General features: G+C 72.7%; 8 protein-coding genes. 7 read left to right on the forward strand and 1 reads right to left on the reverse strand.

Annotated elements, in window-relative coordinates; translation table 11 throughout:
• Nucleotides 1-111: 111 nt before the first annotated feature.
• From ACZ7DL_RS07480 to ACZ7DL_RS07510, 7 genes are all read left to right on the forward strand, one after another.
• Nucleotides 112-1,671 (forward strand): DUF4192 domain-containing protein, encoded by a 1,560-nt coding sequence (locus ACZ7DL_RS07480; protein WP_470772185.1) that lies wholly within the window; start codon nucleotides 112-114, stop codon nucleotides 1,669-1,671.
• A gap of 449 nt (nucleotides 1,672-2,120) precedes the next feature.
• Complete coding sequence (locus tag ACZ7DL_RS07485; RefSeq protein ID WP_470772187.1) at nucleotides 2,121-4,313, forward strand: glycogen debranching N-terminal domain-containing protein; 2,193 nt, start codon at nucleotides 2,121-2,123, stop codon at nucleotides 4,311-4,313.
• Nucleotides 4,314-4,465: 152 nt separating this feature from the next.
• On the forward strand, nucleotides 4,466-5,224 hold the full coding sequence (locus ACZ7DL_RS07490) for an NUDIX hydrolase (RefSeq protein WP_470772189.1): 759 nt from the start codon (nucleotides 4,466-4,468) through the stop codon (nucleotides 5,222-5,224).
• A 157-nt stretch (nucleotides 5,225-5,381) separates the two neighbouring features.
• Nucleotides 5,382-8,138 (forward strand): ABC transporter ATP-binding protein, encoded by a 2,757-nt coding sequence (locus tag ACZ7DL_RS07495; protein WP_470772191.1) that lies wholly within the window; start codon nucleotides 5,382-5,384, stop codon nucleotides 8,136-8,138.
• Between the two features lie 162 nt (nucleotides 8,139-8,300).
• Entirely contained in the window at nucleotides 8,301-9,188 is an 888-nt protein-coding gene (locus tag ACZ7DL_RS07500) for a FadR/GntR family transcriptional regulator (protein ID WP_470772192.1), read from the forward strand.
• Nucleotides 9,189-9,626: 438 nt separating this feature from the next.
• Entirely contained in the window at nucleotides 9,627-11,168 is a 1,542-nt protein-coding gene (locus ACZ7DL_RS07505; RefSeq protein WP_470772194.1) for an RNA polymerase sigma factor, read from the forward strand.
• Nucleotides 11,169-11,289: 121 nt separating this feature from the next.
• Complete coding sequence (locus ACZ7DL_RS07510; protein WP_470772196.1) at nucleotides 11,290-12,150, forward strand: serine protease; 861 nt, start codon at nucleotides 11,290-11,292, stop codon at nucleotides 12,148-12,150.
• A gap of 95 nt (nucleotides 12,151-12,245) precedes the next feature.
• Here the strand turns inward: ACZ7DL_RS07510 and ACZ7DL_RS07515 are convergent, their stop codons facing one another.
• Nucleotides 12,246-12,479: a DUF7455 domain-containing protein gene (locus ACZ7DL_RS07515; RefSeq protein WP_470772198.1), complete on the reverse strand. Its 234-nt coding sequence runs from the start codon at nucleotides 12,477-12,479 to the stop codon at nucleotides 12,246-12,248.
• Nucleotides 12,480-12,800: the final 321 nt, after the last annotated feature.

Raw genomic sequence — 12,800 nt, forward strand, 5'->3', positions numbered from 1 at the left:
CCGGGCGGGCCCGGCCCGGGGCTGTGGACAACGAGACGACCTTGTCGTGTCCCTGATTCGACTTATCCACAGGCCCAACCGGAATCTCAAGATCCGCGAGATCGTCGGCGCATGACGAACCACAGCGGAACCACCGGACCCTTCGAAGACAACGACATCTCGCGCCGGGAGCCGTCGGCCGGACCGACCGAGCACGCCACACAGGTCACTCTGCGCACCCCGGCCGAGCTCGCCGATGCCCTGCCCTATCTGCTCGGCTACCGCCCGGAGGACAGCATGGTGCTCGTCGCGCTGAACGACCGCGCAGGCCGCGGCAGGTTCGGCGGCCGGGCCCGCCTCGGCATCCCCGCAAACGAGGATGACTGGGAGGCCGCCGCCCGGCAGCTGGCCCGCGGGCTGGTGACCGGCAGCGAGCGACGCGGTGCCCGGCCCGAGCGGATGGTCGCCTACGTGTGCCAGGAGCCGGGCCCCGGAGAGTCCGGCCGGGACGTCAAACACCGGCTCGAGAGGCTGGCCCACCTGATGCGCACCGAGTGCGGCAACCTCGACGTGCCGGTCATCGAGGCCCTGTGCATCTCGGACGGCCGCTTCTGGTCGTACTGCTGCCCGGTCAAGGGCTGCTGCCCCGAGGACGGCTCGCCGATGGGCATCCCCGGCACCTCCGTCCTGGCCGCGGCGGCCACGTACGCCGGCATCCAGGTGCGCGGCACCCTGCGGGAGTTGCGCGCCAGGTTGCAGCCCTGGGAGACGAGCGCGGCGCTGGAACAGGAGATCGCACTGGACGCGGCCGGCATGACCCTGGTGCCACGCATCCTGGACGAGTCGACCCGCCAGGACGTCGCGAAGGAAACCCTCGGCCTCGCCGAGCGGGTCATCCGCCGCTTCGCCGCAGCGGCACCCGTGTCCGGCACGCATCCGGCCGACGTACGCGACGACGACCTCCTCGGAGACGACGAGGCGGCGGCGCTCGTCCTCGGGCTCCAGGACCGCACCACCCGTGACCAGGCCGCCGCCTGGATGGAGGGGGACGAGGCAGCCCCGGCGCTCCGGCTCTGGCGCGCCCTGGCCCGCCGCTGTGTCGGGCCCTACGGCGAGCACGCTGCCGCACCGCTGACCCTCGCCGGCTGGGTCGCCTGGTCCACAGGTGACGAGTTGGAGGCGCGGGAGGCACTGGCCATGGCGCTGGGTGCGGACCCCGACTATCTCTTCGCCCGTCTGCTGCACCAGGCGTGCAACGAAGGACTCGACCCCGAGGCGGTCCGCCGCTGTCTGCGCGCGGAGAGGGTGGGGCGTACGCCGGCCGAGACCACGGAACAAGCGGACCGGGCACCGCAGACCGCTCTCCCCGAGTCCCCGCAGCCCCTGTCACCGGCATCCGGAGCCGACGCCCAGGCGGACGACCCGGATGCCGAGCCCGGCTCGCGGACGCGCACACGGCGACGGCGCCGTGCGCGATCCGCGGACAGCGCCGACGGCCGCCACACCGCCACGGCGCAAGGAGGCCGACGGAGGCCGGCCGACTCCCGGCCCCGAGCGTCCGCCGCCGAAGCCGCCCGGCCCGGCACCCGCGGCCCGAGCACCACACGCACGCGTGCGGCGGGCTCCGGTGACGCCACGACCGGTGGCGCCAGGCCGGAGAGCGGGGGCCGGCAGCCCGAGGGGGACGGATGAGCGCCGTCCGCCGTTGTGAGGCCGGGCAGACAGCGACCCTCGGCGCGGCGGCCGGCCATGCGCTGGCGGAGACCGTGGGCATGCCCGCACGCCGCCGGAGCCCGCGCCTGGGGCGGTCCGGAGGGCGACTGGCGGGGTCCGAGCGCCGGCCCGGCGAGCCCGGCCCGCCGGCCGCGACGCCGGAGCCTGCCGCGGCTGCATGTGAGCCCGCCGTGCCACCGATGGCGGCGCCGGCCGAAAAGCGCCCCGACAGTCATCCCCGCGGTCAGTCGCGCAGCCATTCGGTCGGCTTCGCCGAGGGAAGCCGTGACCCGGACGAGCTCCCTTGCGTTCACCTGAGTGGCGGAATGCCTGGACCGGCCATGCCGCCGTACTTCCCCCGTCCCCCGGGACGGCCCACCAGGCGCCCGGCACGCCCTAGGCGCACCGAGAGCAGAAGAAGCCACCCCATGCACCAACAGCCGACTCCGCCCTCCGCGGCAGGCCGGCGTCCGCCCCGGAGCAGGCTCGACCCGTTCCCGGCCGACGATGCCGGCCCCCGCACGCCGAAGACCACCGACCTGCCGGTGCCGGGGTCCGCCGACCTGCGCTCCCAGTCCCCGGCCACCCAGGGCGGCCACCCTTCCCCGGCCCCCGCCCGGCCTCGCCGACCCGCCACGGCCCCGCCACGCACCGCCTCGGCCGGCCGGCCGGCGCCCGGGCTGCCGCCCACGCACGCCGCGCTGATCTGTGTGGCCCTGCCCGGCCTCGCCGTCTGCGGCGAGCTGGGACAACTGACAGGCCGGGGACTGGACGGCTTCTACCGAGGCGGCAGGCGTCTGCTCTCCCGGTGCCAGGTCCGGGTGGCCGGCCGCGAACCGCTGCCGCTACAGGCCAGGATGACCGGAGCCGACAGCGCCCGCTTCGTGGGGACACTGCGCGCTTCCCCAGCTGCCGGCCCCGACCCGGATGTCGTGGTCGAACGAATCCGTCACGCCGACGGAACCGAACGGATCACGCTCCGCAACGCCGCCCTGCGTCCGCTGCGCCTGCCCGTCGAGGTCGCCCTCGGCACCGACCTGGCGGAGCTCGGTGCCATCGCCGCCGGTGCGGCTGGCCCCGAACTCCCGGCGAGTGTCCACGACTCGGGACTGCGCTGGGCCACGGCCGACGCCGCCGCCTGCGTCACCGCCGACCCACCGCCCTCCGACGCCCTGGCATCCGCCGGACTGCTGCGCTGGGAACTGGACCTGCCACCGGGCGGGGCGGCAACCGTGGAACTGCGGGTACGACCGGCAGGCGCAGGCCCCTTGCGGGCCGTGGGACACGCCGCCACCAGTCCTCTCGCCCCCGCCCGGGCGGCGGGCGACGACCCCCGGGTGGCCCCTCTGCTGCACGCGGCCATCGCCGACCTCCAGGCGCTGCTCCTGCGCGACCCCGCACATCCCTCCGACACCTACCTCGCGGCCGGCGCTCCCTGGCGCTGCGGAATGGCCCCGGCCGAAGCCCTCGCCGCCGCCCGCATGACGCTGCCGCTGGGCACCCGGCTGGCCGCAGGGACGCTGCGCTCCCTGGCCCGCACCCAACTCCCGGGCACCGGTCCCCGGGCCGGCACGATCCCCGGCCCGCGACGCGACGCCGGGCCGCACCTCCCGCCGAGCTGTACGGGAACGGAGGCCACCCTGCTCTTCCCCGTCCTGCTCGCCGAAGCCCGCCGGTGGGGGCTTCCCGAACAGGAGACACAGGAACTGCTGCCCGCGGCCGAGCGCTGCCTGACCTGGCTGCGGACCACCGTCGGCGAGGGCACCTACGTCCCCGACCCGCACCCCTCGGGACCGGCCCGCTGCGAGACCCAGGCCCACGCGCATCGCGCCGCCCTGCTCGGTGCCGATCTCCTCGACGCCTATGACAGACCGGGCGCCACGGAGTTACGGCAGTGGGCGCAGACACTGCGGACGGAGTTCCGGGCCGACTTCTGGGTGGAGGACCGCGGCGGCGGACGCCCGGCCGCAGCCCTGGCACCGGACGGTCGACCCCTGCCCCATCTGGCTGCCACCGCCGTCCACCTCCTCGACACCGGACTGCTCGATGCCGGCCGCCTCGCCCCGGGCCTGCTCGACAAGGTGCACACCGAACACCTCGCCCGGCTGCTCGGCACCCCCGCCATGGACGCGGGCTGGGGACTGCGCGGCCTCGGCACCAAAGAGGCGGGATACAACCCGTTCGGGCACCGGACCGGAGCCGTGCGGGTCCAGGAGACCGCAGTCGCGGTCGCCGGACTGGCCGCGGCAGGCTACGAGAAGGAAGCCTCCGGCCTGCTGACAGGGCTGCTGGAAGCGGCGGAACACTTCGACCGTCGGCTGCCCGAGATGTACGCCGGCGAACAGCGCGCCGCCGGCACCGCGCCGCTCCCGCACCCCGCGGCCTGCCGGCCGGCCGCCACCGCAGCCGCATCCGTGGTCCTGCTGCTCACCGCGCTCGCGGGGATCCGCCCCGACGCCCCGGCCCGCGCGGTCACTCTGCGCCCGGTGCGGAGCGCTCCACTCGGCGAACTGGGCCTCAGCGGACTGCGCATCGCGGGCGCCCCCTTCGCCGTGCGGATCAGCCGACTGGGACTCGCCATGGTGGAGGAGGCGGCGGAAGGACTGCAACTCGGAGTGTGATCTCCCGGAAGGGCAGCGTGACCTCGTAGGACATCATCGGATCGGCGGACGGGAGCCGACCCCTGCGCCCCACAGGGGAGTGAAGCGGAACCAGCACGGATGCGGCTCACGATGGGAGTGTTTATCGTCAGGCAGACGACTATGATCGCGGCATGCCCTACGACCCGTCAGCGTTCCCGCCTTTCGCCGTCACCGTGGACCTGGTCGTGCTGACCGTGCGCCGCCATGCCCTGTGCGCGCTGGCGGTACGCAGGGGTGAGCCGCCTTTCCAGGGGCGCTGGGCACTGCCCGGCGGGTTCGTACGGGCCGATGAGGACCTTTCCCAGGCGGCGGCGCGCGAGCTGGCCGAGGAGACCGGGCTGTGCGCCCACGAGCCTTCGGCGCCGGCTCAGGACAACGGAGCCCACCTGGAGCAGCTCGCCACCTACGGCGACCCCGAGCGGGACCCGCGCATGCGCGTGGTCAGCGTTGCGCATCTCGCGCTCGCACCCGACCTGCCCGCTCCACGCGCAGGAGGCGACGCCAGCAACGCGCGCTGGGCCCCGGTCGAGGAACTCCTCCAGCAGGGCGGTTACGGCCGCGACGGGGAGCCCGTGGCGCCGCTCGCCTTCGACCACGCCCAGATCCTCGCCGACGGTGTGGAACGCGCCCGCTCCAAGATCGAGTACTCGTCGCTCGCCACCGCCTTCTGCCCGCCGGAGTTCACGGTCGGAGAGCTGCGCCGGGTGTACGAGGCGGTGTGGGGCGTGGCCCTCGACCCGCGCAACTTCCACCGCAAGGTCACCGGGACCCCCGGATTCCTCGTCCCCACGGGAGGGACGACCACCCGCCAGGGCGGCCGGCCGGCCCAGCTCTTCCGGGCCGGCGGCGCCACGCTGCTCAACCCGCCGATGCTGCGACCCGAGGTGTGACCCGGGGGCGGCGGGACCGTCGGACGCCCGGCGCACCGGCCGCCCGAGCCCCCGGTTCCATCGAACGGCGGACACAAGCGGGCTAAGCCACCGCGGCATATCCGCGCAAGACTCCTTATACCCGGAAAACCGGACATGTCGCGCTATCTTGCTTCGGGTGATCCAGGCCTTCGGACTGACCAGCAATCCCCGCAAGGCGCACCCGCCCGCCATCGACGACCTCACCTTCGAAGCGCGGGCCGGGCATGTCACCGCGCTCCTCGGCGGCGCCGACGCGGGCAAGACGACGGCGCTCAGACTCATGCTCGAGCTTCAGCCTGGGCGCGGCATCACCTACTTCAGGGGGCGGCCCCTGCACCGGATCGCCCACCCGTCGAGGGAAGTCGGCGTACTCCTCGGCGACGTACCGGGCCACCCGGCCCGCACGGTCCGCGGCCATCTGCGCATGCTCTGCGCGGCCTCCGGAGTTCCCGCGCGGCGCGCCGACGAAGTCCTCGAAGTGGTCGGGCTCGTCAGCCTCCGCGACGAGCGCCTCGGCACCCTGTCGCGCGCCATGGACCGCAGGCTCGGACTGGCCTGCGCCCTGCTGCCCGACCCGCACACGCTCGTCCTGGACGAACCCGCCGATGGCCTTTCCGCCCGTGAGGCCCAGTGGTTGCACAGCATGCTGCGGGCCCACGCCACCCAGGGCGGCACGGTGCTGTTCACCACGGCCGACACCAAGGAGGCCGCACGTACCGCCGACCGGGTCGTCACGCTCGACGGCGGCAGACTCGTCGCCGACCAGGAGGCCAAGGAGTTCGCCCGTACCCGGCTGCGCCCGCGCGTGGCCGTCCGCAGCCCCCACGCCGCACGCCTCGCGGCCCTGCTCAGCAAGGACGCCCGCACAGCCCGCCGCTCCGTCGAGGTCGTACGCGAGGGCGGCAACCGCCTCTCGGTGTACGGCACCACGACCGCCGACGTCGGCGAGATCGCGTTCCGCCACGGCATCCTGGTCCATCAACTGGCGGACGAGATCGGCGACATGGGGCCGGGTGCTGGCGGCGAGGGTGATGGCACGGCATGCCCCGCCGAGTCCCAGCAGGCCGTCGCCGACTCGCCGTCGGGGCAGCGGGAGGCCCGGCCGGCGGAGCGGGACACAGCGGCGCCTGTCGTCTCCCGGGGGTGGGAGCAGGACTCGGCAGGCCGTTCGTGGTGGGGGCGCAAAAGTGCCGTGAACGGCTTCTCTGCGCCGGACTCCGCCCCGTTTTCCCCGCTGGAGTCCGGCCCGGCCGCGCCCGACCGCTCGCCCGAAGACTCGGGCCGAGCCGCGGACAAGGTGCCGACGCTGCCGGAACACGCGAGGTCGGCGCTGTCGCAGGAGGCCGCGACGCCCGGCTTGCCGTTGGCGGAGCCGCGCACCGCTCAGTCGGTGACGGAAGCGGGGGCCACGGCACCGGAACCGACAGCGGCCGAGGCGGGTGTGGACCGCGACCCGTCCGCCCTGGAGCCGGGCACGGCGTCCGGACCCTCGTCGGCGGACGCCACCGCCTCCGGTCACCCGTCCGGACCGCGGAAGCACATCCCGGCGGACCCGTCGGCGCCGGAGGGGGAGCGGGCCGCGGCCGGCTCTTCCCCGGCCGATGAGGGGCGGGCGCCGTCCGGCCGTCCGGCGGGCGAGCGGGTGCGAACCGCCGACGGCGACCCGTCCACATCCGGCCATGCCCTCCGTCAAGGATCGGTGCCCGACGTCGGCCGGCGACCCGTTCCGGACCCCACGGAGGCCCTCTCCGCCGCTCCGGCCCACCGCGCAGCGCAGCCCGACGCCTCGCCGACCGACGGCACGGCCGGCGGCACCGCATCCGGCGAGAAGGGCACGTCCGGTGGTGGCTCCGGCGAGCTGCCCACGAGAGCCGTCGGCGGCCGGTCCGCCGACTCGACGACCACTCCGGACGCCGGTCTCGGAGGAGTCACGACGACCCCCGATCCGCAGACCGGCAGCAAGAGCACCTCCACCACGACCATGATCGGCACCCGCACTCTCCTCCCCGGAGCCAGGAACCCCGGCGCCCGGCAGCCGCAGGCCGCCCGCGCCGCCCGTCCCGACGGCGTCCGCACACCCGTCGCCCTCTCCCCGCTCCCGCCTCCGATCTCCGTCCGCCCGGCCACCACCCCCCTCCGCCCTCTCCGCTACGAGATCAGGCGCGCCACCGGAATCGGCACCGGCTTCCTCACCTGCGGTGCCGTGCTCCTGGTGTCCGCGCTCACCGCCGTACTCCTGGCGCGGATCGGCCACACGCCACAGGCGCGGCTGTTCGCGGCATGGCCGCGGGAGATGCCGCTGCCGCCCGCGGCGCTCGCGGCGGGGCTGCTCGGTGCGCTGGCCTTCGGGGACGAGTTCCGTCACCCCGCCCTGGCGGCGGACCGCGGCACCGTCCCCCGCCGGCTGGGGCTGCTCACCGCGAAACTGCTCGTCTCCGGAGCCACCGCGATGCTGCTCGCCTTCCTGACCCTGGGCTGCGACGCCGAGGCGCTCTACATCGTCTATGGGCGGGAGCTGACACAAGTTCCCGCGGACTGGCTCTCGCTCACCGCGAGCTGGTTCGGGCTGATCGTCGGCTGTGCCTGGGCGGGGGTGCTGGCGGCCGGCGTGTTCCGGTCCACCACGGCCGGACTGGCCGCTGTCCTCGCCGTACCCGTCCTCGTCGTACCTCTCGTGCACAAGGCGCTGCAAGGCCCGGCTGTGCGGTTGGCGGCCGACTTCCCGGTGCGTATGCGGGAGGTCTTCCTGCTGCAATGGCCCTTCGGCGGGGAGCGGTACCTGCTGGCAGCCGCGCGTGTCGTCGCTCAACCCGTCGGCGGGGCACTGGCGTTGTCGCTCGCGGGGCTGCTCTGCGCGTACCTGGTCACGGCGCTGCGCACCAGGTTCCGATGACACCCGTGGTTACGGTTCCGGTCTCGCTGTGTGCACAACTCCCCGCAGAAAGCCCATTTCTTTCCGATAAGGCGTCAATTGCGACGGAGTGAGCGATCACCCTTTCGTGTGCTTTTCACCAAAGACCTCAAGGGAGTTGGAAGCGACGCCGACAAAGGATCCGTGAGTACCCTTGCGCACACCATGATGACCGCCGCCCGCTCCGCAGACTCAGGTCTGGCCGGCCCGGGCGAACTCGACCGCTACCCCTACGCCGAGGCCCCCGTGGTCGACCGCGTCGGCGCGCCCGTCTGGGACGGCGGGGACCCCGAGCTGGGCCGGGTCGGCCGGCGGGCCGCGGGCAGCCGCGGCCGCGGACTGCACGGCCAACTCGTCCAGCAGCTGGGGCAGATGATCGTCTCCGGCGACCTGGGCGCCGACCGTCCGCTGGTGCCGGAGGAGATCGGCCAGCGCTTCGAGGTCTCCCGCACCGTCGTCCGCGAGTCCCTCCGTGTCCTCGAGGCAAAGGGCCTGGTCAGCGCCCGTCCGAACGTCGGCACGCGCGTGCGTCCCGTCAGTGACTGGAACCTCCTCGATCCCGACATCATCGAGTGGCGGGCCTTCGGGCCCCAGCGCGACGACCAGCGCCGCGAGCTGAGCGAGCTGCGCTGGACGATCGAGCCACTCGCCGCCCGGCTCGCCGCGGGGCACGGCCGCGAGGAGGTGCAGCAGCGCCTCTGCGACATGGTCGAGATCATGAGCCACGCGATGGCCCAGGGTGACGCGCTCACCTACTCGCGCGCCGACACGGAGTTCCACGCGCTCCTCATCCAGATCGCGGGCAACCGCATGCTGGAGCACCTGTCCGGCATCGTCTCGGCGGCCCTCCAGGTGTCCGGCGGCCCGGTCACGGGCTGTGACCGGCCGAACGAGGCGGCCCTCGCGCAGCACGCGCGGATCGTCGACGCGCTCGGCACCGGCGACGGCATGGCGGCGGAGACGGCCATGCGCCAGCTGCTCACAGTCCACCCTGAGGTGGAGCGTGTGGTGCCCGCCCCGCGCGAACACTGACCCCGCGAGGGACGCGGTGCGGTCGCCAGTGTGCGGCGTCCTCGTGGTGCTCGGGGCGGCGCCGGACCCGGGTTCCGGCCGTCGCCGGACCCCGCCGGACCTCAATGGAGTCCGGCGGGGTCCGGCGGTGCGACGGGGGCCGTGGCCGAGCGCGCGTCCGGGGCGGAGGTCACGGATGATGTCTTCTGTGCACATCTGACCGCTTTTGACCGCTTACGGGGTGTGACTCGGGCCACGCAGATTGGGCGTAACGCTGGTGGAGACAGCGCGATGACCTAAGAGGTGACAGCCGCGGAGGGAATACGGACGCCATGCAAGGCGCTGTGCATCTTCCCGGCCCCCGCCCGCGCCGTCGGCCCATCCCCAAGGCCGGTGGTCGGCTCCTGTCCGCAGTGGACGGTGCCGGAAGCCGTTTTCCAACGTTCCGAGAGGTTGTTCGTGTCGGCCAGCACATCCCGTACGCTCCCGCCGGAGATCGCCGAGTCCGTCTCTGTCATGGCGCTCATTGAGCGGGGAAAGGCTGAGGGGCAGATCGCCGGCGACGATGTGCGTCGGGCCTTCGAAGCTGACCAGATTCCGGCCACTCAGTGGAAGAACGTACTGCGCAGCCTCAACCAGATTCTTGAGGAAGAGGGTGTGACGCTGATGGTCAGTGCCGCAGAGCCCAAGCGCACCCGCAAGAGCGTCGCAGCGAAGAGCCCGGCGAAGCGCACCGCCACCAAGACGGTCGCGGCGAAGACGGTGACCACCAGGAAGGCCACCGCCACGACGGCCGCCCCCGCGGCGCCCGCCGCTCCGGCCGCAGCCGATTCCGCCGAGGAAGCCGCACCCGCGAAGAAGGCCGCCGCCAAGAAGACGACCGCCAAGAAGGCAGTCGCCAAGAAGACCGTCGCCAAGAAGACGGCCGCCAAGAAGACCACCGCCAAGAAGGACGACGTCGAGATTCTCGAGGACGAGGTTCTCGAGGACACCAAGGTCGCCGACGAGCCCGAGGGCACCGAGAGCGCCGGCTTCGTCCTGTCCGACGAGGACGAGGACGACGCCCCCGCGCAGCAGGTCGCCGCGGCCGGCGCCACCGCCGACCCGGTCAAGGACTACCTGAAGCAGATCGGCAAGGTCCCCCTGCTCAACGCCGAGCAGGAGGTCGAGCTCGCCAAGCGCATCGAGGCCGGTCTGTTCGCCGAGGACAAGCTGGCGAACTCCGATAAGCTCGCCCCGAAGCTGAAGCGCGAGCTGGAGATCATCGCCGAGGACGGCCGCCGCGCCAAGAACCACCTTCTGGAGGCCAACCTCCGTCTGGTGGTCTCCCTGGCCAAGCGCTACACCGGCCGCGGCATGCTCTTCCTGGACCTGATCCAGGAGGGCAACCTCGGTCTGATCCGCGCGGTCGAGAAGTTCGACTACACCAAGGGCTACAAGTTCTCCACGTACGCCACCTGGTGGATCCGTCAGGCGATCACCCGCGCCATGGCCGACCAGGCCCGCACCATCCGTATCCCGGTGCACATGGTCGAGGTCATCAACAAGCTCGCGCGCGTGCAGCGCCAGATGCTCCAGGACCTGGGCCGCGAGCCCACCCCGGAGGAGCTGGCCAAGGAGCTCGACATGACCCCGGAGAAGGTCATCGAGGTCCAGAAGTACGGCCGTGAGCCCATCTCGCTGCACACCCCGCTGGGTGAGGACGGTGACAGCGAGTTCGGTGACCTCATCGAGGACTCCGAGGCCGTCGTCCCCGCCGACGCGGTCAGCTTCACGCTCCTCCAGGAGCAGCTGCACTCCGTTCTGGACACCCTGTCCGAGCGCGAGGCCGGCGTCGTCTCCATGCGCTTCGGTCTCACCGACGGTCAGCCGAAGACCCTCGACGAGATCGGCAAGGTGTACGGCGTGACGCGTGAGCGCATCCGCCAGATCGAGTCCAAGACCATGTCGAAGCTGCGCCACCCGTCCCGTTCCCAGGTGCTGCGCGACTACCTCGACTAGGTCGAGGTCGCACGACGGCGAAGGCCCGCCTCCCCTCGCGGGAGCCGGGCCTTCGTGCTGCGCACTTCGGCCGGGTGCATGACTCTGGGTGTCCCAGGAGCACCCGGAGTGAGGAGCCTGCATGCGCCGTACCGTTGCCCGGGCACTGGTCGGGCCGCTGGCCCTGGCGGCCGCCACCACCGCGATACCTCTGGTCGGCGCGGCCCCGGCCGTCGCCGGCAGCGTGGTCGTCGGAGGGTTTCCGATAGACGTCTCCCAGGCCCCCTGGACGGTGGCACTGGCCAGCCGTGACCGGTTCGGAGGTATGCGGGCGGGTCAGTTCTGCGGCGCCGTGGTCGTCGAACGCGCCACGGTGCTCACCGCGGCCCACTGCCTGGCCGAGGACGTCCTCGGGGCACCGCCGGACCGTGTACCCGACCTGAAGGTCATCGCGGGCCGCACGGACCTGCTGTCGGCGCAGGGCGAGGAGATCGCCGTGCGGGAGATCCGGGTCAATCCCCGGTACGACATCACGACGAACTCCGGTGATTTCGCGGTCCTCACACTCAGCAGGCCACTGCCGCACAACGCGGTCGTGGCCATGGCACGGGCGGACGACCCGGCCTACGCGCCGGGCACGCGGGCCCTGGTGTCCGGGTGGGGTGACGTGACCGGCGGAGGGGCGTACGCGCGCCGGCTCCGCGCCGCACGGGTACGCGTACTTCCCGACGACATGTGCGCTCGCGCCTACCCGGGCGGCCCCGACGGCACCTTCCGAGCCACCACGATGCTGTGCGCCGGGGAGCCCGCCGGAGGCCCCGACGGCTGCCAGGGGGACAGCGGCGGGCCTCTGGTGGCCGGGGGACGGCTGATCGGCCTGGTGTCCTGGGGGAGCGGCTGCGGGCGGCCGGGATTCCCCGGTGTCTACACACGCGTCTCGGAGATCGTACGGACCCTGGAGGCGGCCACAGCGTCCCAGAAGCGGCCGATCCCACGCTCGTGAGCGTGTGAGGGCATGAGCACGGGCGGCCACTCCTGGCGAGGAGTGGCCGCCCGTTCACCGGCCTGTGCCGGGGCTGGCTCGTCGTGGTGCGAGATTCAGCGTTCTTCGTCGGAAGCGGTGTTCGGCGCGGACGTCGTCAGCCGCTCCGTCTCGTCCTGTATCTCAGCGGCGATCTTCTTGAGTTCCGGCTCGAACTTGCGACCGTGGTGGGCGCAGAAGAGCAGCTCTCCGCCGCTGAGCAGGACGACGCGCAGGTATGCCTGGGCGCCGCAGCGGTCGCAGCGATCGGCGGCCGTCAGCGGGCTCGCGGGGGTCAGAACAGTAGTCACGTCGCCTCTTCTCTAGCTCGACGAGCTGTCGTACCAGGGTCAACATCCAACCAGCCCGAAAACGTTCCCGCTCGTGGCTTTTCCTCGAAAAAATTTTTCCGGGGCGACTGTCTGCTGCCGGTTGGCGGCGAATGTGCCGTATTGCGTCTCTTGTGTGCTTACGGGTTCGCGCTGTCTTGCTGTCTCGGTCCTCCCGGCGGGGTTGCCGGTTGTTCATGAGGACGTGCCCGGAGCCTAAATGGTTCATGCCTCGAAGGGAACGTGATGTGTACTTCACTCCATCGAGGTATCGAACGCATATGCGAGCGTGGACTAGTGTGA

Source organism: Streptomyces sp. NPDC036984, assembly GCF_055607665.1.